The organism is Streptomyces sp. NPDC088147 (assembly GCF_044741565.1).
In the GTDB taxonomy this organism is placed as follows: Bacteria; Actinomycetota; Actinomycetes; order Streptomycetales; family Streptomycetaceae; genus Streptomyces.
On sequence record NZ_JBIUSY010000007.1, the window covers coordinates 585,492 to 605,881 of the forward strand.

Genomic DNA, 20,390 nt, shown 5'->3' on the forward strand with positions numbered 1-20,390 from the left:
AGGTCCGGTGGAAACGGACGAAGATCTGCTCACCCGCTCGATACGGGAGCCGGAGGCGTTCGAGCTGTTGGTGGTGCGGCATTCGGGGGCGCTGCACGGCTACCTCGCGCGCCGGGCGCCGGGAGCCGCGGACGATCTGCTGGCGGAGGTGTGGCTCCAGGCCTTCACGGGCCGCGGTACGTACGACGTGGCCCGCGGCACGTCGCGTACCTGGCTCTTCGGGGTGGCCAGGAACGTGCTGGCCGCGCACCGGCGCCGACGCGAACACGACGGGCGGGCGCTCCCCGGGGACGAGGAGAGCAGCGATCCGTGGCACGCGATCGACCGGCGACTCGACGCCGCGGCGGTCGCGCCGCTGATCCGCGACACACTGGCCGGCCTGCCGAACGTGGAGCGCGAACTGCTGTTGCTCGTCGCCTGGGAGCAGCTCACGCCCTCGGAGGCCGCCGCCGTGGTCGGTATCCCCGCGGGCACGGCCCGCTCCCGGCTGCACCGCGCCCGTACCCGGCTGCGCGCCGCGCTCGACTCCCCCGAATCGCTTCGCCTGACAGGAGACTTCGCATGAACAAGCACATGAGCGAGCACGACGTGGACGTCCTCGACTTCCCCGGCGCGGACCGTCTGCGGGCCGCGGCCGATGTCGCCCCGCCGAGCCCCGAGGCCGTCGGCGCCGCACTCACGGCGATACGCGCGGCGGCGGCGAACAGCGGGACGGTGGTGCCTCTCGCCGCCCGGCCGCCCCGTCGCGTGCGGCGGATCCTGGTCTCCGCCGCGGCGGTCGCGGCCATCGCGGCGGGCGTGGCCGTCTACCCCGTCATCGGCGTCGGAAGCAGCCCGCCGGCGGCCGAGGCGAACGCCGTGGGCTTCCTCCACAGCATGGCGGACACCGCCGGCGCCGGGTCCGTCTCCAACGCCCCGTACTGGAAGGTGGAGAGGCGTACGTCGGTCACCTCTCCGGTTCCTGGCCGGGTGTACCCCACGGAGACCGCGACCGAGTGGCTCGGCCGGGACAGCTGGCTCAGCGCCCCCTCCGGCAGCGGCGAGGTCATGGAGTTCCAGGGACTGGCGAACGGCTGGACGTCCAGTGACAGTGTGCTGCGCCACACCGGTCACCGTGTGGCACAGCCCGGCCGCCATGAGCAGACGTCGTGGCGTGTGGGCGGGTTCTCCTCCCGCCCGGTCATCGGCGAGTTCATCACCTGGGACGAGCTGAAGGCCCTTCCGACCGAGCCGGAGGCGCTCAGGGCGGAGCTGCTCGGCGATGCCGCAGGACCCGAGGCCGAGCAGGATCTCTTCAACGGCATCGACGCTCTGCTGTCCAACGCACCCGCCGGCCCCCGGCTGCGTGCCGCGCTCTACGAGGTCCTCGCCGGCATCCCGGATGTGCGCCTGGCCGGCGACGTCAAGGACAGTGCGGGACGCGACGGCACCGCCGTTGAACTGACGAGGGGGCACGGGAGCAGTCGCCTGATCATCGATCCCAGGACGGCCCGGCTCCTGGAAGCGACGTCGGTGCTTCGGGCAGGCCCGAAGGGCGACGCCGGCAAGGTCCGCAGGACCTATCTCTCCGCAGGACCGGCCGAGAACGCCCCCCGTCCCCGTACCCAGTCCGGGGAGTCCGCCGCGAACCCCGCCCCTCGGTCCGAGGACTGACGCCGGGTCCATGAAAAACGACCCCTGGTCTGCGTTTCCGCAGACCAGGGGTCGTTTTTATCGCGTGGCGGCGCCAGGATTCGAACCTGGGTAGGCTAAGCCGACGGATTTACAGTCCGCTCCCATTGGCCACTCGGGCACACCGCCATGGAATGTTGTCGCCTGGTGGAGAGGCCGCTGTGGGCGGTGCTCCGTGGCAACGACGTAAACGATACCCGATGCGCGGGGGTGCTCCGCCACCGGATTGATCAGCACTCGAGCCGGGTGTGGGTGACTAGGCTTTACGCCAGCGACCGGCGCTGTCCGGTCGTTGCAGCGAGCATGCGATGAGCACCCGAACAGCACCGATCACAAGGAGCCACAGGACATGGCCGACTCCAGTTTCGACATCGTCTCGAAGGTCGAGCGGCAGGAGATCGACAACGCCCTCAACCAGGCCGCCAAGGAGATCTCGCAGCGTTACGACTTCAAGAACGTCGGCGCCTCGATCGGCTGGTCCGGCGAGAAGATCCTCATGCAGGCGAACTCGGAGGAGCGGGTCAACGCGATCCTCGACGTCTTCCAGTCCAAGCTGATCAAGCGCGGGATCTCGCTCAAGGCGCTGGACGCGGGCGAGCCCCAGCTGTCCGGCAAGGAGTACAAGATCTTCGCGTCGATCGAGGAAGGCATCTCCCAGGACAACGCCAAGAAGGTCGCGAAGATCATCCGCGATGAGGGCCCCAAGGGCGTCAAGGCGCAGGTGCAGGGCGACGAGCTGCGGGTCAGCTCGAAGAGCCGCGACGACCTTCAGACCGTGATCTCCCTGCTCAAGGGGCAGGACTTCGACTTCGCGCTGCAGTTCGTGAACTACCGGTGACGTGGGCCGACCGGTGACGTAGGAGGCACTGGCGCGGGGCGGGCGCTCCGTTCCCGCTCCGGACGCCACCGGCCGGGCGTGCTGTCCGAATTCCGCCAGCGCCGGTGGTCCGGAGGGCGGAGACTCGTTACTCGTAGCGGCTGAACGCGACCGCTGGACGCGACTCGTGGGCAGTTGAACGCTCTGCGAGGAGAGGAACGAGTGATGACCGGGACCATGTACACGACGATGGACAGCCCTCTGGGCGAACTGCTGCTCGTCGGCGAGGAGTCCGCCACCGCGCAGGGCGGCGTCGCGCTCGCCTCGCTCTCCCTGCCAGGGCAGAAGGGCGCGGCCGTCGTCCAGGACGGATGGGTCCGGGCGCCCGAGGCGTTCGAGGAGATCACCGGGCAGCTCAGGTCGTACTTCGAGGGCACGCTGACGCGGTTCCGGATCGAGTACGCGGAGAGCGGTACGGACTTCCAGCGGCGGGTCTGGCAGGCGGTGGACGCCATTCCGTACGGCGCGACCATGACGTACGGGCAGATCGCCGGTCAGGTCGGCGCGGCCGGGGCGGGGGTGCGGGCCGTGGGGACCGCGATCGGACGGAATCCGCTGCTTGTCGTACGGCCGTGTCATCGGGTGATCGGCGCGGACGGGGCGCTGCGGGGGTACGCGGGCGGAGTGGACCGCAAGGAGCGGCTTCTCGGCCTGGAGGGCGCGCTGGTGGGATGAGCGGGGACGTGTGATGAGCGGGGAAGTGGGATGAGCAGCGGAGACGTGTGATGAGCGGGGAACTGTTCCCGAGGCCGCGAGCCGTCGTCGCTCCCGGCGCCGTGCATGTGCCCTCCTGGCTGTCCGAGTCGCGGCAGCGGGAGCTGGTGGACGCCTGCCGGGGCTGGGCGCGGGGGCCGGTGCCGATCCGGCACACGGTGCTGCCGAGCGGCGGCGTGATGTCCGTACAGACCGTCTGCGTGGGCTGGCACTGGCAGCCGTACGCGTACACCCGTACCGCGAGCGATGTGAACGGCGCGCGAGTGGCGGAGTTCCCGGACTGGCTCGTCGAGTTGGGGCGCGCGGCGCTGGTCGAGGCGTACGGCGATCCGGCGGCGGGCGCGGCGTACACCCCGGACATGGCGCTGATCAACTTCTACGAGGGCGCCGCGAAGATGGGGATGCACCAGGACAAGGACGAGAAGTCGGGGGCGCCGGTGGTGTCCCTGAGCATCGGCGACCGGTGTGTCTTCCGCTTCGGCAATACGGAGAGCCGGGGGCGGCCGTACACGGATGTCGAACTCTCCTCCGGGGACCTCTTCGTCTTCGGGGGACCGTCGCGGTTCGCGTACCACGGGGTGCCCAAGGTCTTTCCGGGTACGGCCGGCCCGGCCACGGGTCTGCACGGCGGGCGGTTGAACATCACCCTGCGCGAGACCGGTCTCGCGTAGCGGAGCCGGCGGGCGCTGTCGGCGGGGCGTCAGCGCGACCGGGAGTGGCGGCGTCAGCGCGACCGGGAGTGGCGGCGTCAGCGCGACCGGGAGTGGCGGCGTCAGCGCGACCGGGAGTGGCCGAAAAGGAGTCGGTAGAGAACGAGCAGGACAAGGGCGCCGCCGATGGCGGAGATCCATGTCGGCCCGTCGTAGAACTCCTTGCTGATGGGATGGTCGAGCCAACGGGCCGAGATCCAGCCGCCGATGAAGGCGCCCGCGATGCCTATGAGGGTCGTACCGATCAGTCCGCCCGGGTCCCGGCCCGGGAGGAGGATCTTGGCGGCGGCCCCGGCGAGAAGTCCTAGAATGATCCAGCTGATGACACCCATGCCTTGAACCTGCCCTTCACGCCTTCAAACAGTCGTGCCCAGGAAGACGCGGTACAGGCGGGTGACGGTTGCACCTGGCGGACAGTTCAGGACACTTCCGACGGATCATGGCAAGCACACAGCAAGCGCATAGCAAACACACACCAAGCGGACGAGTCGGCGAGCGGGCGGTCAACGGCGGCCAGCGGGCGGTCAGCGGGCCGCGAACGGCTCGTCACTGGGGACGATTTCCTTGCCGAGCGGCATCAGCGAGAGCGGGATCAGCTTGAAGTTGGCCAGGCCCAGCGGGATGCCGATGATCGTGACACAGAGGGCGATGCCGGTGAGGACATGCCCGAGCGCGAGCCACCAGCCCGCGAGAACCAGCCACAGGACATTGCCGACGCAGGAGGGCGCGCCCGCGTCGCGGCGGTCGACCGCCCGGTAGCCGAAGGGCCACAGGGCGTAGAAACCGATACGGAACGCGGCCACCCCGAAGGGGATGCCGATGATCGTGACGCAGAGCAGCGCGCCCGCCAGCAGATACCCGAGGCACATCCAGAAGCCGCACAGGACGAGCCAGATGACGTTCAGGATTGTCTTCATGGTCGGCGACCTGCCATCTGTTCCAGTCGGGCGATGCGCTCCGCCATCGGCGGGTGCGTGGAAAACAGCTTCGAGACCCCTTCCCCGGGACGGAAGGGGTTCGCGATCATCATGTGGCTCGCGGTCTCGATCCGTGGCTCGGGAGGCAGCGGAAGCTGTTTCGTCCCCGCGTCCAGTTTACGCAGCGCACTGGCCAGAGCGAGCGGGTCGCCGGTGATCTGGGCGCCCGACGCGTCGGCTTCGTACTCCCGCGAGCGGCTCACCGCCAGCTGGATCACCGAGGCCGCGAGCGGGCCCAGGATCATGATCAGCAGCATCCCGAAGATCCCGGGGCCGTCGTCGTCGTCCGACCGGCCGATGGGAATCAGCCAGGCGAAGTTCACCAGGAACATCACCACCGAGGCGAGGGCTCCGGCGACGGACGAGATCAGGATGTCCCGGTTGTAGACATGGCTCAGCTCATGGCCGAGGACTCCGCGCAGCTCGCGCTCGTCCAGGATCTGGAGGATGCCTTCCGTGCAGCAGACGGCGGCGTTGCGCGGGTTGCGGCCGGTGGCGAACGCGTTGGGGGCCTGGGTGGGCGAGATGTAGAGCCGTGGCATGGGCTGGCGGGCGGCGGTCGAGAGCTCACGGACGATGCGATAGAGCTGAGGCGCCTCGAACTCGCTGACGGGGCGCGCGCGCATGGCGCGCAGGGCCAGCTTGTCGCTGTTCCAGTAGGCGTACGCGTTCGTGCCGATCGCCACGACAAGCGCGACGATCAGGCCCGTACTGCCGAAGAAACTGCCGATCGCGATGATGAGTGCGGACAGTCCCCCGAGGAGTACGGCGGTCCTGAGCCCGTTGTGCCGGCGGTGCACGGTACGCCCTCCAAGTGGTGCGGCAGGGGAACCCTTTGCTGGTGCTGCTCCACTCTTCAGTGGACCCTTCCGTACTGGTCAACGCCAGGCGGGCGGTACGGGTTCCCTTGTTCCGCCGGACAGGGGCGTACGCCGTCCGGGTGGGGGTGGTGCGGGAGGGGGCGCGGGCGCGGTGCCGCGCGACCCGGCGTACGGGGCCGGTACGGGGGTCCGGAGGGGTCGCTCATGCGTCCGGACGGGGGCCGCCACGGGGTCGGAGCGGGCTCAGAACAGACTGGTACCCGCGAAGCGCAGGACGAGCTGGGGCGCCCCGGAGAGGGCGACAGCGGCGGCGGCTGTGAGCGCGATCGCGACGGTGACGGCCGCGGGGGGCCGGCCGACGGCCACCTCGTCGCCGCCGCCCGCCGGGGCCGCGCCGGAGGTCGGAGGAGCCGCGCCGCCGGCCTCCGCCGTGCCGGTACCGGCGGCCTCCGGAGCCGCGCTCGCGGCCTCGGGCTCCGGCGCGCGGAAGAGGGCCGCCGTCCACTGGAGGTAGTAGTACAGCGCGATCACCACATTGGCGGCCATGACGACAGCAAGCCAGCCGAGGCCCGCGTCGACGGCCGCCGAGAAGACCGTGACCTTGGCGAACAGGCCGATGATGCCCGGCGGCAGGCCGGCGAGGCAGAGCAGGAAGAAGCCCATCGCGAGGGCGACGAGGGGCCGCCGCGCGTAGAGGCCCTGGTAGTCGGCGAGCCGGTTCAGCGGCCGCGTACGGGCCACCAGCGCGACGACCGCGAACGCGCCGAGGTTCACCACGGCGTACATCAGCGCGTACGCGACGGTGGACCCGATCCGGTCCCCGCCCGCGTACGCCGCGGCGGCGATCGGCACCAGGAGGTAGCCCGCCTGGCCCACGGACGACCAGGCCAGCAGCCGTACCGCGCTCCGCGCGCGGGTGGCCGACTGCCGCACCGCCGCGACATTGCCGAGGGTCATGGTGAGCGCCGCGATGACCGCGAGGACCGGGCCCCACACGTCCCGGTACGTGGGGAACGCGATGACGGTCACCAGGATGAGGCCGGAGAAGCCGACCGCCTTCCCGACGACGGAGAGGTACGCGGCGATGGGCAGGGGCGCGCCCACGTAGGTGTCGGGGACCCAGAAGTGGAACGGTGCGGCGGCCGTCTTGAAGGCGAAGCCGACGAGCGTGAGGGCGACGCCCACCTTGGCGAGGGTGTCCAGCTGGCCGGGGACATGGCCCAGTTCCGCGGCGATCCGGGTGAGGTGGAGGGTGCCGGTCGCGGCGTACACGAAGCTGACGCCCAGCAGCATCACGGCGGTCGCGGTCACCGACGAGAGGAAGAACTTCAGCGCGGCCTCGGAGGAGAGCCGGTCGCCGCGCCGCAGTCCGACGAGGGCGAACGCGGGCAGCGATGCCACTTCGAGGGCGACGACGAGGGTGGCGAGATCACGCGAGGCGGGCAGCAGCGCGGCGCCGGCGGCCGAGGCGAGCAGCAGGAACCAGTACTCCCCTACGGGGAGTTTCCTGCTGTCGTGGAGCGAGATCAGCGCGGTGAGCAGCGCCCCGCCGAGCACCAGCAACTGGATGACCAGGGCGAAGTGGTCGGCGGTGTAGCTGCACACGTCGGCCTCGGTGGTGAGGCAGAACGTGGAGCGGTCGCCGGCGCGCAGCGGGAGGAGGGTCAGGAGCGCGGCGACGAGACCGGCGATCGCGATACCGCCGAGGAGCGGCTTGCGGTGCTCCGGTACGAAGAGATCGGCGATCAGCACGATCAGGGCGACCACCGCCGTGAGGGTGGGGGGCGCGATCGCGAGCCAGTCGATCGACTGGACGAGGCTGGCGCCGGCGGCGCTCTCGGCGGCCACGTTCACGACTTGCCTCCTGCGAGGAGCTTCTGCACGGCGGGGTCGGTGAGGCCGAGCAGGACCGCGGGCCAGAGTCCGGCGAGGACGGTGAGGACGACGAGCGGGGTCCAGGCGGCGAACTCATAGGTCCGGACGTCGGCGAAGCGCGCCGGCTCCGGCGCTCCTGCCCGCGCCTCGTCCTGTTGAGCGTCCCGCGGGGCCTCCCGCGGCGCTTCCTGCGGCTGCGCGCCCATGCAGACGCGGCGTACGACGATCAGCAGATACGCGGCGGTGAGCAGCGTGCCGAAGCCGGCGATCACCATGAAGGTGAGGAAGGCGGGGCGGCTCAGGCCCTCCGCGGGGTCGAAGGCCCCGAACATCGCGAGCATCTCGCCCCAGAACCCGGCGAGGCCGGGCAGGCCGAGGGAGGCGACGGCCGCGAAGGCGAGCAGTCCGCCGAGGCGGGGTGCGCGGCCGTAGAGCGCGGCCCCGGTCGCTCCGGCGAGGGTGTCGAGGTCGGCGCTGCCGTACCGCTCCTTGACGGCTCCGACCAGGAAGAACAGCAGGCCGGTGATGAGGCCGTGGGCGATGTTGGCGAAGAGCGCGCCGTTGACGCCGGTGGGTGTCATGGTCGCGATGCCGAGCAGGACGAAGCCCATGTGGCCGACGGAGGAGTACGCGATCAGCCGTTTGAGGTCGCCGCCCGCGCCCTGTCTGGCCAGGGCGAGACAGGCCAGGGAGCCGTAGATGATGCCGACGACGGCGAAGGCGGCGAGGTAGGGCGCGAAGGTCCGCATGCCGTCGGGGGCGATGGGCAGGACGATGCGGACGAAGCCGTACGTACCCATTTTGAGCAGCACGCCGGCGAGGAGTACCGAGCCGACGGTCGGGGCGGCGGTGTGGGCGTCGGGCAGCCAGCTGTGCAGCGGCCACATCGGGGTCTTGACCGCGAGGCCGATGCCGATCGCCAGAACGGCGATGAGCTGCACGGATGTGCTGAGCCCGCGGCCGTTGTCAGTGGCGAGTGCCACCATGTCGAATGTGCCCGCGTGGAGACCGATCAGCAGCAGGCCGAGCAGCATGACCACGGAGCCGAGCAGCGTATAGAGGATGAACTTGAAGGCGGCGGCCTGCCTGCCGCCGGTGACGCCTTCCGAGCCGCCCCAGCGGGCGATGAGGAAGTACATCGGGATCAGCACCATCTCGAAGGCCAGGAAGAAGAGCAGGAGATCGAGGACGGCGAAGGTGGCGAGCGTGCCGGACTCCAGCACGAGCAGCAGGGCCACGAATCCCTTGGGCGAGGGGCCCGGGGGCATCCTGAAGTAGCTGTAGAGCGCGCAGAGGAAGGTCAGCAGCGCGGTCAGGACCAGAAGGGGGAGGGAAATGCCGTCGACACCGAGGTGGATCCGCACGTCCAGTGCCGCGATCCAGCTGATGTCCGTGGTGGCCTGCATCTTTGACGGCTGGTCATGGTCGAAGCCGAGTGCCAGGACGATCGTCGCGAGGAGGATCGCGCCGGTCACGGTCACGCCGTGGCGCAGCACGGCCTGGTCGGGGCTCTTGCCGCGCAGTCCGGGCGGGGCCGGGAGGAGGGCCGCGACGGCCCCGATGAGCGGCCCGACGACGATCAACGCGAGAAGGAACTGCATCACGGACTCACTGATATCGATCACGGCTCACGCTCCGGCGGCGACGAGTACGGCGGCGATCGCCAGGACGACGGAGCCGGCCAGCAGGGCGCTGAGGTAGGTCTGCACGTTCCCGGTCTGGGCGCGGCGTACGGCGGCGCCGAGCCAGCCGGTGCCGGTGCCCGCGGCGCGTACGTACGTGTCGACGACCTCGCGGTCGAGGAAGCGCACCAGCTGGGCGGCTGCCAGGACGGGGCGTACGAACAGACGGTGGTAGACGGCGTCGAGGTGGAAGCCGACCGCCGCGTGGCGGTGGAGCGGCCCCAGCAGGAGGCGGGCGGGGTCCGCGGGGTCGGGGGCGCCCGCGATGGAGCCGTACACCCGGGTGTGGATCTCGATGGCTTCCCGCTCCGCGAGGGCGGGCTCCGTGTCGGGGTGGGCGACGACGGCCCCGATCGGCGTGCGGGAGGCCAGCGCCGAGGTGTGCCGCCAGCAGCCGTAGGTGAGCAGACCGCCGACGAGCGCGACGCCCGTGCCCAGGACGGACGTGGTGAGGTTCGGGGCGAGGCTGTGTCCGTCGAACCAGCCGGGGAGATAGCCGATGGCCAGGCCGAGGGCGATGGAGGGAATGGCGAGCACCCACAGGACGGCGTTCATGGCGAGGGGCTGCTTGCCGTAGTCGGGGACCTCGGCGCCCCGGCCGCGGAAGGCCAGCAGCCAGAGGCGGGCCGCGTAGGCGGCGGTGAGGAGGGCGGTGAGCAGTCCGGCGATCAGTACGGTCCAGCCCGCGGCCCCCGGGGCGGCGCCGCCGGATTCGCCGAGGGCCGTGTGCTCGGCGGCGACGAGGACGGACTCCTTGGAGAAGAAGCCGACGAAGGGAGGGATCGCGGCGAGCGCGAGCAGGGCGACCGTCACCGTCCAGTAGGCGTCGGGGATGCGCTGCGCGAGGCCGCGCATCCGGGACATGGCGGCCAGTGAGTTGGTGCCGGCGGCGTGGATGATCACGCCCGCGCCGAGGAAGAGGAGCGCTTTGAACGCGCCGTGCGCGATGAGATGGAAGACGGCCGCGCCCCGGTCGCCCACGGCCAGGGCGCCCGACATATAGCCGAGTTGGCCGATGGTCGAGTAGGCGAGGACCCGCTTGATGTCGTCCTGCGCGAGGGCGGCGAGCGCCGAGCCGACCATCGTGATCGCGGCCATCACGGCGAGCACCACCAGGGCGGCGGCCGAGGCGGCGAAGACGGGGAGGAGCCGGGCCACGAAGTAGATACCGGCGGCGACCATCGTCGCGGCGTGGATCAGCGCGGAGACGGGGGTGGGGCCCGCCATCGCGTCGGGCAGCCAGGTGTGCAGCGGGAACTGCGCGGACTTTCCGGCCACGCCCGCGAGCAGCAGCAGTGCGATCAGCGTGGGGTGGTCGAGGCCGCCGTCGGCGACGGTCTTCAGCACACCGGTGATGCGGAACGTCCCGGCGTCGGAGGCGAGCGCGAACAGCCCGATCAGGAAGGGGACATCGCCGAGCTTGGTGATGAGGAAGGCCTTGAGGGAGGCCGCGCGCGCCTCGGGTGTCTCCCAGTAGTGGCCGACGAGGAAGTACGAGCAGATGCCCATGATCTCCCAGCCGACCAGCAGCACCATCAGATCGCCGGAGTAGACGACGAGCAGCATGGCGGAGGTGAAGAGCGAGACCAGAGCCGCGTACGAGGGGTAGCGCGCGTCGCCGCGCAGATAGCCCGTCGAGTAGATCTGCACGCACGACGCGACGACGCCGACGAGGACGGCGACCAGGGCCGCGAAGCCGTCGATGTGCAGGGCGAGGTCGATGGGGACCGAGCCGGTGGGGGTGAGCTGGGTCGCGGCGTCCAGCGGTGCCTTCCCGTCGCCGTCGCCGCCGCCCTGGCGTACGGCCACGGCGATGGCGAACGCCGCGGCCGCCAGGGTCGGCAGGATGGCCAGCGGGCGTACGAACCCGGGCGAGACGCGGCCGAGCAGCAGCCCGGCGACGGCGCCCAGGAAGGGCAGGAGGGGGACGAGGACGGCGAGGGTCGTGGTGGTCACGCGGTGGCCTCAGCCTTCTGTGCCGGGGCGGCGTCGGTCGCTTCCGGCCCGGCGCCCCCGGGGCTGTCGGGGCTGCCGGGGCCTTCCGCGGTGTCGCGGAGTCTGTCGATGTCCGAGGTGCCGCGGTTGCGGTAGACCATCAGGACGATCGCCAGGCCGATGCCGATCTCCGCGGCGGCGATGGCGATGACGAAGAGGGTGAGCGCCTGGCCGGCGTGCAGGGTGTCGCGGAGCCAGACGTCGAAGGCGACCAGGTTGAGGTTGACGGCGTTGAGCATCAGCTCGACGGACATCAGGACGAGGATCGCGTTGCGTCGCGCGAGCACTCCGTACAGCCCGGTGCAGAACAGGAGGGCCGCGAGCACGGCGGGATAGGCGAGATGCATCAGCGCTGCTCCTTACCGCTGCGGCTGTTCCTGGCGGCGGTGCTGTTCTTCGAGGCGCAGTTCTTCGAGGCGCTGCTCTTCGTGGCGCTGTTGCTCGCGGCGCTGTTGCTCGCGGCGCTCTTCTTCGCGGTCGCGTCGCGTTTGCGGGAGAGCACGATCGCGCCGACGAGTGCGGCCAGCAGGAGCACGGAGAGCGCTTCGAAGGGCAGCACCCAGTTGCGGAACAGGAAGTGGCCGGTCACCTCGGTGGAGCCCTGGGCCGGCCCGTCCAGGTCGATCCAGGTCGTACGGAACGCGTCGACGACCACCCAGACCAGGGACACGGCCGCGACGACGGCGACCGCGAGGGCGACCGGGCGGTTGGCCGAATCGGCGTCCGGGGAGCGGCCGATGGGCGCCTTGGTGAGCATGAGCCCGAAGAGGAGGAGGACCACCACGGAACCGAGATAGATCAGGACCTGCACCCAGGCGATGAACTCCGCCGTGAGCAGCAGATATTCGACGGCCAGACCGCCGAGCGTGACGACCAGCCAGAGGGCGGCGTGCACCAGCTGTCTGGTCGTGACGGTCACGAGGGCCGCGCCGAAGGTGACCAGACCGACGAGGAGGAAGGCGATCTCGACCCCGCTGGGCGACAGGAAGCCGTGCGCTGCGAGGCTCACTCGCCCGCCTCCTGTTCCCGCTCCCGCTGCGCCGCCGTCGCCAGCTTCTCGGCGGTCTTGCGGGCGGCGCCCAGCTCCTTCGGCTCCTCGGCGGCCGGGTCGAGGGCGGGCGGCGCGGGCACCGTCCACATCCACTCGCGGAGCTTGTCCCGCTCGTGGGTGAGCTCACGGATGTCCGTCTCCGCGTACTCGAACTCCGGCGACCAGAAGAGAGCGTCGAAAGGACAGACCTCGATGCAGATACCGCAGTACATGCAGAGCGCGAAGTCGATCGCGAACCGGTCGAGGACATTGCGGCTGCGCTCGCGGCCACCGGGGACGGCGGCCGGGACCGTCTCCTTGTGGGAGTCGATATAGATGCACCAGTCGGGGCACTCACGGGCGCAGAGCATGCAGACCGTGCAGTTCTCCTCGAACAGTCCGATCACGCCCCGGGTGCGGGGCGGGAGTTCGGGCTGCGTCTCCGGGTACTGGTGGGTGACGGTCTTCCTGGTCATCGTCCGCAGGGTGACGGCCAGGCCCTTGGCCAGGCCGGAGCCGGGAAACGAGGGGGCCACTAGTTGATCGCCACCTTCACGATGCCGGTGAGCGCGATCTGCGCGAGGGCGAGGGGGATGAGAACGGTCCAGGCGAGCTTCTGCAACTGGTCCTCGCGCAGCCGTGGGTAGCTCACGCGCAGCCAGATGACCACGAACGCGAGCACGGCCGTCTTGAGGAGGGTCCAGACCCAGCCGAGTCCTTCGGCGCCGAGCGGACCGTGCCAGCCGCCCAGGAAGAGGACGGTGGTCAGTGCGCAGAGGACGACGATGCCCGCGTACTCGGCGAGCAGGAAGAGCGCGAAGCGCAGGCCCGTGTATTCGGTGTAGGCGCCGAAGATGATCTCGGAGTCGGCGACCGGCATGTCGAAGGGCGGTCGCTGGAGTTCCGCGAGACCCGCGACGAAGAAGACCAGGGCACCGACGATCTGCCAGGGCAGCCACCACCACTCGAAGGCGTTGAGGATGCCGGGCAGCGAGACAGTGCCGGCCGCCATCGCGACGGAGGCGGCGGCGAGCAGCATCGGCAGCTCGTACGCGAGCAGTTGCGCGGCGGTCCGCAGGCCGCCGAGGAGGGAGAACTTGTTGGCGGAGGCCCAGCCCGCCATGAGCGAGCCGAGCACCCCGATGCCCATCACGGCGAGCACGAAGAAGATGCCCGCGTCGACGACCTGGCCGACCGCGCCCTCGCTGGGACCGACGGGGATCGCGACCAGCACGAGGAGGTACGGGAGAAGGGCGACGGCCGGGGCGAGTTGGAAGATACGGCGGTCGGCGTTGGCCGGGACCACGTCCTCCTTCTGCGCGAACTTCACCCCGTCCGCGACGAGTTGGGCCCAGCCGTGGAAGCCGCCCGCGTGCATGGGGCCGAGACGGCCCTGCATATGGGCCATCACCTTGTGCTCGGTCTGGCCGACGACGAGGGGAACGACCAGGAACACGGCGAAGACGACGACCAGCCGGAGGGCGACGTCGAGTACGTCGTTCACGCGTCTCCTTCGGGGCGGCGGTCGCTCTCGGGGCTGTCGTTCTCGGGGCTCTCGCTCGGGGGGCTGTCGTTCTCGGGGCTCTCGCTCGGGGGGCTGTCGTTCTCGGGGCTGTCGCTCTGGGGGTTCTGGCTCGGAGGGTTCTGGCTCGGGGGGTTCTCGCTCGGGGGGTTCTCGCTCGGAGGCGGTTTGCGCCATGGCGCGTCCGGGGTCGTGCCCTCCGGCTGCTGGCTCGCCGAGCCCTGCGTGACGCTGCGCGCGCGGCGTACGGGGCGGTCGCCCGTCGCGCCGCCGGGAGCCGCGCCTCCGGCGCCCGCCGCGCGTGCCCCACGGGCGGGCCGGGCGGGGGCCGGGGGCAACTGTCCCTTGAGCGGGCCCCACTCGTTCGGGTCGGGGACACCGGGCGGGAGCATCTGGCGCCGCTTGGGGCCGCCGTGCTCGGACTCCCCCGGCTCCTTCGCACCCGGCCACGCCTTGACGACGCGGGCCGCCAGGACGAAGTCCTTGCGCAGCGGGTGCCCCTCGAACTCCTCGGGGAGAAGGAGGGGAACGAGATGAGGATGGCCGGAGAAGGAGACGCCGAACATCTCGTGCGTCTCGCGCTCGTGCCAGCCCGCGCCCGCGTAGACCCCGACGGCGGTGGGCAGGACGGCCGCGTCGTGCGGGACGGTCGTACGGACCAGCAGCCGGCGGACCGTACCGCCCTCCAGGGCGACGACATGGGCGCAGACGCGGAAGCCGGTGCCCGGCTCGTCGACCGCGCTCAGCCAGTCGAAGTAGGTGCAGCCCAGTTGGTCACGGGCGGTTTCGAGGGCGGGGATCCAGGACTCGGCGGGGACATCGACCGTCAGCAGGTCGTACGCCCGCTCGGCCGTTGCCCCCTCGCCGAAGATCTCGGCGGCGGCGTCCGGCAGCCGGTCGTACGCGTGCACGTCATCGTCGTGCGCGTGCACGTCGTCGTGCGCGTTCACATCGTCGTCGTGCGCGTTCACGAAGCGTCCTCCCCCGGCTTCGGGGCCGGCGGCGGTGGCGGGGTGACCAGTCCGCTGCGCAGCGCGGCGGCCGAGGGCCGGCCCGCCGAGGCGTAGCGCTCGCCGAGCGATTCGCGGGCGATCTTCTCCTGGAGCTTCAGGATGCCCTGGAGCAGCGCCTCGGGACGGGGCGGGCAGCCCGGTACGTAGACGTCGACCGGGATGATCTGGTCGACGCCCTTCGTGACGGAGTAGGAGTCCCAGTACGGGCCGCCGCAGTTGGAGCAGGCGCCGAAGGAGATCACGTACTTGGGCTCGGGCATCTGCTCGTACAGCCGCTTCACGGCGGGCGCCATCTTGTCCGTGACGGTGCCGGAGACGACCATCAGGTCGGCCTGGCGCGGTCCGGGGGCGAAGGGGATCACTCCGAGCCGGATGAAGTCGTGCCGGGCCATGGAGGCGGCGATGAACTCGATGGCGCAGCAGGCGAGGCCGAAGTTGAAGACCCAGAGGCTGTAGCGGCGGCCCCAGTTGAGGACGACCTTCATGGGCTGCGGCGCCAGCCGGGAGAGCACACCGAGCCGTTTGCCGCTTCCGGTCGCGGTGTCGCCTTCGGTCGCGTTGTCGCCTTCGGTCGCGTTCCCGGTTCCGGCGGACACGATCGGCAGGAGTCCGGGTGCGGGAGCGGGAGTGGGGGTCACGTCCATTCCAGGACGCCCTTCTTCCATGCGTAGAGCAGTCCTACGGCCAGGAAGCCGAGGAAGATGAACATCTCGACCAGCGTCGTGGCCCCGTAGCCGGGGGCGGCGAAGACGGTCGCCCAGGGGAACAGGAAGATCGAGTCGACGGCGAAGATCACATAGAGGAACGCGTAGACGTAGTAGCGGACCTGGGTGTGGGCCCAGCCCTCGCCCACGGGGTCCACACCGCATTCGTAGGTGAGCAGTTTCTCCGGCGTCGGCACCACCGGCCGCAGCAGCCGGCCCGCCCCGAAGGCGACGGCGACGAACAGCACGCCGACCACCGCGAGCAGCCCGACCACTGAATAGCTCTGGAAGTAGTCCGACGCGAGAACGGTCGGTTGCGACACGTCCGCCCCTCGCTCCCTGACTCGTAGCAGCTTCTTCGACTTCTACGACGATGTGTTTCGACGATCTGTACGGACGGGAGTCTAGGCCCTGTTAAAGACTTGGTAAGCAGCCGCGTCCCGCATAGTGGGGTTATCCCTACTTCGCCTGGCCGAGCCACCCCATGGCGCGTGCCATCCGCTCCATGCAGGCTTGGTCCTTATGACCGTGAGCAGCAGCCTTCCCGACGATGATCGTCCGCCGCCCGTGCGCTTCGGGTTCGACCCGCACACCTGGAAGGAGATCGCGCATCTCCTGGTGAACCTTCCGGCTTCGCTGGTCGGTTTCGTCTATGTGGTGGTCACGGTCACCACCGGTGCGGGGCTCTCGGTGACGGTGATCGGGCTGCCGTGGCTGGTCTGCGGGCTCGCGGGGGCGCGGCTGCTCGGCCGGGCGGAGCGGGCGCGGGCGCGGGCGCTGCTCGGGGTACGGATCGACGAGCCGAGTCCGCTGCACGGGCCGGGCCGGCGCCCCGACGGGCTTCTCGGCCGCATATGGGCCGGGCTGAAGGATCCGGTGGCCTGGCGGACCGTGCTGTACGAGTTCATCCGGCTGCCCTGGGGTGTGCTGACGTTCGCCGTCACGCTGACCGGTCTCGTCGCGTTCTGGCCGGTCCTCCCCTATGTGGCGCGCGGGCTCGGCAATGTCGACCGGGCGATGGTGCGGGCGCTGCTCTCGCCCTCCGACGAGCTGGAGCGGCGGATCGCGGAGCTGGAGTCGGACCGGGGGGTGGTGGTCGACACGGCCGCCGCCGATCTGCGCCGTATCGAACGCGATCTGCACGACGGCGCGCAGGCCCGGCTGGTGGCCCTGGCCATGGGGCTCGGTCTCGCCAAGGAGAAGCTGCTGGAGGACCCGGCGACGGCGGCGAGCATGGTGGACGAGGCGCACGGCGAGGTGAAGCTCGCGTTGCAGGAGCTGCGCGATCTGGCGCGCGGCATCCATCCGGCCGTGCTCACCGACCGCGGGCTGGACGCGGCGCTCTCCGCCATCGCCTCCCGCTGCACGGTCCCGGTGAAGGTGACCGTGGATCTGGCCGAGCGGCCCGCGGAGGCGATCGAGGGCATCGCGTATTTCACGGTCTCCGAGCTGCTCCAGAACGTCAGCAAGCACAGTGCGGCGCGGACGGCGTCGGTGGAGGTGTGGCGGCGGGACGACCGGCTGCTGATCCAGGTGCAGGACGACGGGCGCGGGGGCGCGCGGCTGGACGGTGGTACGGGCATGTCCGGGCTGTCCGAGCGGCTCGGCGCGGTCGACGGTCTGTTCGTCCTGGAATCCCCGGCCGGCGGGCCGACGATCGTCACGGCGGAGCTGCCCTGGCGGCGGCGCGGAAAGGGCTGACCGGGCCCGGGGCGGGCGCGGCCACACCCCGGGGGTGGGGAAAACCCCAGGGTGAAGACTGAGACCGGCCTCATGGTGCGGGCGCCGCGGCCCCGGGAGCATGGAGGACAGGGAAGAGACAGGGAGGACAGGGAAGCAGGCACCCCGCTCCCCTCCTCCTGACCCTTCTCCTGACCCTCCTCCTGACCCTCAGCCCTGACCCCCTCAGCCCGCTCGCAGAACGGACCCCACCCATGGCCCTGGATTACGGATCGCCGTCGCGGCCCCACCTCTTTCCGCCGGCCCTGCGCGCCCCGTTCGAGGGGCGCGCCTGGCGCGAGTTCGGCTATCTGCTGCTCAGCCTGCCGATCAGCGCGGTGCTGTTCGGCTACGCGATGGCGACCATCGTGCTCGGAGCGGGACTGCTGATCACCTTCCTCGGCGTGCCCGTGCTGGCGGTGGGGCTGGCCGGCTGCCGCGGCTTCGGCATGCTGGAGCGGACGCGGGCGCGGGGGCTGCTGGGGCTCGATGTGCGGGATCCGGCACCGGCCCGTGGCGCGAAGAGCGGGCTGATGTCCTGGGTCGGCGCGGTGCTGAAGAGCGGGGTGTCCTGGCGCCATCTGCTCTACGCGATCCTGCATTTCCCCTGGGCGCTGTTCGCGTTCGTGGTGTCCGTGACTTTCTGGGCCGTGGGCTGGGGGCTGTTCTCGTACCCGCTGTGGCACGGGGTGTTCGCCGGTCATCTCGACCAGTCGGGTATCGCGATCTACAGCGACAGCACGGGGGAGGGCTTCTTTCTGGACTCGCCGGTCGAGATAGCCGCCACCTCAGTGGTGGGGCTGGTGCTGGTGCTCTTCTCCCCCTGGCTGATCCGGGCCCTGACGACCGTGGACCGGCTGCTGGTGACCGGGCTGCTCGGCCCGTCCCGGCTGGCCACCCGGGTCTCGGAGCTGGAGTCGGACCGGGGGGTCGTGGTCGACACGGCCGCCGCCGATCTGCGCCGTATCGAACGCGATCTGCACGATGGCGCGCAGGCCCGGCTGGTGGCCCTGGCCATGGATCTGGGGCTGGCGAAGGAGAAGCTGGCGGAGGACCCGGAGGCCGCGGCGCGCATGGTCGGCGAGGCGCACGGCGAGGTGAAGACGGCGCTCCAGGAGCTGCGCGATCTGGCACGCGGCATCCATCCGGCCGTGCTGACCGACCGCGGGCTGGACGCGGCGCTCTCCGCCATCGCCTCCCGCTGCACGGTCCCGGTGGAGGTGGAGGTCGATCTCCCGTACCGGCCGGCCGCCGCGATCGAGGGGATCGCCTACTTCACGGTCTCCGAGCTGCTCCAGAACATCAGCAAGCACGCCAGGGCGAGCCGGGCGACGGTGGAGGTGTGGCAGACGCGGGACCGGCTGATGCTCCAGGTCACGGACGACGGCAGGGGTGGGGCGGACAGGACGGCCGGCAGCGGTCTGGCCGGGCTGACGGACCGGCTGGACGCGGTGGACGGGGTCCTGGTCATCGATTCCCCGGCCGGGGGTCCGACGACGGTGACGGCGGAGCTGCCCTGGCGCGGCTGACGCGGGGCGGGCGGACTGACACGGGGCGGGCGGAGCGGGGCGGGCGCAAGCGGGGCAGGCGCAAGCGGGGCGAGCGGGGCCGACGCGGGGCGAGCGGGGCGGGCTCTCGCCGGGCGCCGGTCCCGTATTTCCTGGCAGGTGGGCGCGGAGCGATCCGAATACTGGGATGCTGGAGGACACAGGGGACAGATCTCATCTATGGGGGCTACTGCATCGTGGTGGAGGACAGAGTGCGGGTCGTCATCGCCGAGGACTCAGTGCTGCTTCGGGAGGGCCTGACCCGGCTGCTGACCGACCGCGGGCACGATGTCGTCGCCGGTGTCGGTGACGGGGAAGCGCTCATCAAGACCGTGGATGATCTCGCGGACCAGGACGCGCTGCCGGATGTGGTGGTCGCGGACGTGCGGATGCCGCCGACCCACACCGACGAGGGGGTACGAGCCGCCGTGCGGCTGCGCCGGGACCATCCGGGGGTCGGGGTGCTGGTGCTCTCGCAGTACGTCGAGGAGCAGTACGCCACGGAGCTGCTGGCCGGCAGCAGCCGGGGCGTGGGCTATCTGCTGAAGGACCGGGTGGCCGAGGTCAGGGAGTTCGTGGACGCGGTCGTACGGGTGGCCAGGGGCGGGACCGCGCTGGACCCCGAGGTCGTCGCCCAGCTGCTGGGCCGTAGCCGGAAGCAGGACGTACTGGCGGGGCTGACGCCCCGCGAGCGCGAGGTCCTCGGGCTGATGGCCGAGGGACGGACGAACTCCGCGGTCGCCAAGCAGCTGGTCGTGAGCGATGGCGCGGTCGAGAAACACGTCAGCAATATCTTTCTGAAGCTCGGGCTTTCCCCTAGTGACGGGGATCACCGCCGGGTGCTGGCCGTGCTGACCTATCTGAGGTCCTGACCGGGGGAAGAACCTGCCTGTCGCCCCGTCAGCCGCACCCGCGGGTACGCGATGGGACGAAAGCCCTAGACCCAAAGGATGAGGGCGGAACGACCTGCCCAATTCGACCAGGGATGGGCAAATAGCGACAAATCAATACTCGAGGATGCCTCAAACTGGCGTCCAGTATTCGATCGGTCAAGGGAAGGCGACCCTTACCGACGTAGGGTGGCCTCGGGGACTGCCGGGCGGCCGGCCGGTCCCGAGCCGCCGCCCGAGGGAGGTCCAGTTCAGTGACCAGCCAGGTCAGTAGCCCAGCCGAGCAGGCCGATGGAGCCGGTGACGCGAGCGAAAGCGATCGCGCCGTCGGTGACCAGCGCGCCCCCGCGTCCGTACAGGAGGGCACAGGCGAGAAGGAAGTCCGTCGTCTGGACCGGGTCATCATCCGCTTCGCGGGTGACTCGGGTGATGGGATGCAGCTGACGGGTGACCGGTTCACGTCGGAGACGGCGTCGTTCGGGAATGATCTGTCGACGTTGCCGAACTTCCCGGCGGAGATCAGGGCTCCTGCCGGGACGTTGCCGGGGGTGTCGTCGTTCCAGCTGCACTTCGCGGATCATGACATCCTGACGCCTGGGGATGCGCCGAATGTGCTGGTGGCGATGAACCCGGCGGCGTTGAA

Annotated in this window: 21 protein-coding genes, 1 tRNA gene and 1 pseudogene; 9 read left to right on the plus strand and 14 right to left on the minus strand. The window is 70.7% G+C overall.

The annotated features are described in order from the left end of the window. Positions 1–7 precede the first annotated feature (7 nt). Positions 8–565, plus strand: coding sequence for a sigma-70 family RNA polymerase sigma factor (locus tag ACIOGX_RS26155; RefSeq protein WP_356518688.1), 558 nt, complete (start codon positions 8–10; stop codon positions 563–565). Next, entirely contained in the window at positions 562–1,653 is a 1,092-nt protein-coding gene (locus ACIOGX_RS26160) for a CU044_5270 family protein (protein WP_401916631.1), read from the plus strand. The genes ACIOGX_RS26155 and ACIOGX_RS26160 overlap by 4 nt, the downstream gene beginning before the upstream one ends. Positions 1,654–1,718: 65 nt before the next feature. On the opposite strand, the gene ACIOGX_RS26165 is transcribed toward ACIOGX_RS26160, so the two are convergent. After that, positions 1,719–1,800 (minus strand) — tRNA-Tyr (locus ACIOGX_RS26165). A gap of 220 nt (positions 1,801–2,020) precedes the next feature. On the opposite strand from ACIOGX_RS26165, the gene ACIOGX_RS26170 reads away from it, so the two are divergent. The 3 genes from ACIOGX_RS26170 to ACIOGX_RS26180 all read left to right on the plus strand — a co-directional run bounded on the left by ACIOGX_RS26170 (position 2,021) and on the right by ACIOGX_RS26180 (position 3,933). Then, on the plus strand, positions 2,021–2,509 hold the full coding sequence (locus ACIOGX_RS26170) for a YajQ family cyclic di-GMP-binding protein (RefSeq protein ID WP_356518690.1): 489 nt from the start codon (positions 2,021–2,023) through the stop codon (positions 2,507–2,509). A 204-nt stretch (positions 2,510–2,713) separates the two neighbouring features. Continuing rightward, positions 2,714–3,223 carry a methylated-DNA--[protein]-cysteine S-methyltransferase gene (locus ACIOGX_RS26175; protein WP_356518691.1) on the plus strand — a complete coding sequence of 170 codons (510 nt, stop codon included), beginning with the start codon at positions 2,714–2,716 and terminating at the stop codon, positions 3,221–3,223. A gap of 50 nt (positions 3,224–3,273) precedes the next feature. Then, the gene (locus ACIOGX_RS26180; RefSeq protein ID WP_401916634.1) at positions 3,274–3,933 is read left to right on the plus strand and encodes an alpha-ketoglutarate-dependent dioxygenase AlkB family protein; all 660 of its coding nucleotides are present in this window, start codon (positions 3,274–3,276) and stop codon (positions 3,931–3,933) included. Positions 3,934–4,034: 101 nt separating this feature from the next. Here the strand turns inward: ACIOGX_RS26180 and ACIOGX_RS26185 are convergent, their stop codons facing one another. The 13 genes from ACIOGX_RS26185 to ACIOGX_RS26245 form a co-directional block, all read right to left on the minus strand. Beyond that, a complete protein-coding gene (locus tag ACIOGX_RS26185) occupies positions 4,035–4,304 on the minus strand; it encodes a GlsB/YeaQ/YmgE family stress response membrane protein (RefSeq protein WP_129771785.1) in 270 nt (89 codons plus the stop codon). Between the two features lie 192 nt (positions 4,305–4,496). Further along, entirely contained in the window at positions 4,497–4,889 is a 393-nt protein-coding gene (locus ACIOGX_RS26190; protein ID WP_356518693.1) for a YccF domain-containing protein, read from the minus strand. Next, positions 4,886–5,749 carry a zinc metalloprotease HtpX gene (gene htpX, locus ACIOGX_RS26195; protein ID WP_356518694.1) on the minus strand — a complete coding sequence of 288 codons (864 nt, stop codon included), beginning with the start codon at positions 5,747–5,749 and terminating at the stop codon, positions 4,886–4,888. Before htpX ends, ACIOGX_RS26190 begins: the two co-directional genes overlap by 4 nt. 264 nt (positions 5,750–6,013) lie before the next feature. After that, entirely contained in the window at positions 6,014–7,624 is a 1,611-nt protein-coding gene (locus ACIOGX_RS26200; protein ID WP_401916638.1) for an NADH-quinone oxidoreductase subunit N, read from the minus strand. After that, the gene (locus tag ACIOGX_RS26205; protein WP_401916696.1) at positions 7,621–9,246 is read right to left on the minus strand and encodes an NADH-quinone oxidoreductase subunit M; all 1,626 of its coding nucleotides are present in this window, start codon (positions 9,244–9,246) and stop codon (positions 7,621–7,623) included. Before ACIOGX_RS26205 ends, ACIOGX_RS26200 begins: the two co-directional genes overlap by 4 nt. 27 nt (positions 9,247–9,273) lie before the next feature. Continuing rightward, entirely contained in the window at positions 9,274–11,283 is a 2,010-nt protein-coding gene (locus ACIOGX_RS26210; RefSeq protein ID WP_401916641.1) for an NADH-quinone oxidoreductase subunit L, read from the minus strand. Further along, positions 11,280–11,669: an NADH-quinone oxidoreductase subunit NuoK gene (gene nuoK, locus ACIOGX_RS26215; protein WP_383974870.1), complete on the minus strand. Its 390-nt coding sequence runs from the start codon at positions 11,667–11,669 to the stop codon at positions 11,280–11,282. Before nuoK ends, ACIOGX_RS26210 begins: the two co-directional genes overlap by 4 nt. Beyond that, on the minus strand, positions 11,669–12,331 hold the full coding sequence (locus tag ACIOGX_RS26220; RefSeq protein WP_401916644.1) for an NADH-quinone oxidoreductase subunit J: 663 nt from the start codon (positions 12,329–12,331) through the stop codon (positions 11,669–11,671). The genes nuoK and ACIOGX_RS26220 overlap by 1 nt, the downstream gene beginning before the upstream one ends. Further along, positions 12,328–12,888, minus strand: a complete 561-nt coding sequence (locus ACIOGX_RS26225; protein WP_129771778.1) for an NADH-quinone oxidoreductase subunit I — start codon at positions 12,886–12,888, stop codon at positions 12,328–12,330. The genes ACIOGX_RS26220 and ACIOGX_RS26225 overlap by 4 nt, the downstream gene beginning before the upstream one ends. Beyond that, complete coding sequence (locus ACIOGX_RS26230; protein ID WP_356518699.1) at positions 12,888–13,856, minus strand: complex I subunit 1 family protein; 969 nt, start codon at positions 13,854–13,856, stop codon at positions 12,888–12,890. Before ACIOGX_RS26230 ends, ACIOGX_RS26225 begins: the two co-directional genes overlap by 1 nt. Continuing rightward, a complete protein-coding gene (locus ACIOGX_RS26235) occupies positions 13,853–14,845 on the minus strand; it encodes an NADH-quinone oxidoreductase subunit C (protein ID WP_401916648.1) in 993 nt (330 codons plus the stop codon). Before ACIOGX_RS26235 ends, ACIOGX_RS26230 begins: the two co-directional genes overlap by 4 nt. Continuing rightward, positions 14,842–15,531, minus strand: a complete 690-nt coding sequence (locus ACIOGX_RS26240; RefSeq protein ID WP_401916651.1) for an NADH-quinone oxidoreductase subunit B — start codon at positions 15,529–15,531, stop codon at positions 14,842–14,844. The genes ACIOGX_RS26235 and ACIOGX_RS26240 overlap by 4 nt, the downstream gene beginning before the upstream one ends. Then, positions 15,522–15,944: an NADH-quinone oxidoreductase subunit A gene (locus ACIOGX_RS26245; protein WP_383974887.1), complete on the minus strand. Its 423-nt coding sequence runs from the start codon at positions 15,942–15,944 to the stop codon at positions 15,522–15,524. The genes ACIOGX_RS26240 and ACIOGX_RS26245 overlap by 10 nt, the downstream gene beginning before the upstream one ends. 169 nt (positions 15,945–16,113) lie before the next feature. On the opposite strand from ACIOGX_RS26245, the gene ACIOGX_RS26250 reads away from it, so the two are divergent. The 4 genes and pseudogenes from ACIOGX_RS26250 to ACIOGX_RS26265 form a co-directional block, all read left to right on the plus strand. Continuing rightward, on the plus strand, positions 16,114–17,292 hold the full coding sequence (locus ACIOGX_RS26250; RefSeq protein WP_356518701.1) for a sensor domain-containing protein: 1,179 nt from the start codon (positions 16,114–16,116) through the stop codon (positions 17,290–17,292). A gap of 233 nt (positions 17,293–17,525) precedes the next feature. Beyond that, on the plus strand, positions 17,526–18,839 hold the full coding sequence (locus ACIOGX_RS26255; protein WP_401916654.1) for a sensor histidine kinase: 1,314 nt from the start codon (positions 17,526–17,528) through the stop codon (positions 18,837–18,839). Positions 18,840–19,069: 230 nt separating this feature from the next. Beyond that, a complete protein-coding gene (locus ACIOGX_RS26260) occupies positions 19,070–19,729 on the plus strand; it encodes a response regulator (RefSeq protein WP_383974890.1) in 660 nt (219 codons plus the stop codon). Positions 19,730–20,001: 272 nt separating this feature from the next. Continuing rightward, positions 20,002–20,390 (plus strand): annotated as a pseudogene (locus ACIOGX_RS26265) (2-oxoglutarate ferredoxin oxidoreductase subunit alpha); the annotation flags it as partial.

What these genes read in the sequence shown, in the direction of transcription:
- ACIOGX_RS26160 (WP_401916631.1), top strand. Translation starts at nt 562, where the DNA reads ATGAACAAGCACATGAGCGAGCACGACGTGGACGTCCTCGACTTCCCC.
- ACIOGX_RS26180 (WP_401916634.1), top strand. Translation starts at nt 3,274, where the DNA reads ATGAGCGGGGAACTGTTCCCGAGGCCGCGAGCCGTCGTCGCTCCCGGC.
- ACIOGX_RS26240 (WP_401916651.1), bottom strand. Translation starts at nt 15,531, where the DNA reads ATGGACGTGACCCCCACTCCCGCTCCCGCACCCGGACTCCTGCCGATC.
- ACIOGX_RS26190 (WP_356518693.1), bottom strand. Translation starts at nt 4,889, where the DNA reads ATGAAGACAATCCTGAACGTCATCTGGCTCGTCCTGTGCGGCTTCTGG.
- ACIOGX_RS26185 (WP_129771785.1), bottom strand. Translation starts at nt 4,304, where the DNA reads ATGGGTGTCATCAGCTGGATCATTCTAGGACTTCTCGCCGGGGCCGCC.
- ACIOGX_RS26170 (WP_356518690.1), top strand. Translation starts at nt 2,021, where the DNA reads ATGGCCGACTCCAGTTTCGACATCGTCTCGAAGGTCGAGCGGCAGGAG.
- ACIOGX_RS26205 (WP_401916696.1), bottom strand. Translation starts at nt 9,246, where the DNA reads ATGCAGTTCCTTCTCGCGTTGATCGTCGTCGGGCCGCTCATCGGGGCC.
- ACIOGX_RS26255 (WP_401916654.1), top strand. Translation starts at nt 17,526, where the DNA reads ATGGCCCTGGATTACGGATCGCCGTCGCGGCCCCACCTCTTTCCGCCG.
- nuoK (WP_383974870.1), bottom strand. Translation starts at nt 11,669, where the DNA reads ATGCATCTCGCCTATCCCGCCGTGCTCGCGGCCCTCCTGTTCTGCACC.
- ACIOGX_RS26175 (WP_356518691.1), top strand. Translation starts at nt 2,714, where the DNA reads ATGACCGGGACCATGTACACGACGATGGACAGCCCTCTGGGCGAACTG.
- ACIOGX_RS26250 (WP_356518701.1), top strand. Translation starts at nt 16,114, where the DNA reads ATGACCGTGAGCAGCAGCCTTCCCGACGATGATCGTCCGCCGCCCGTG.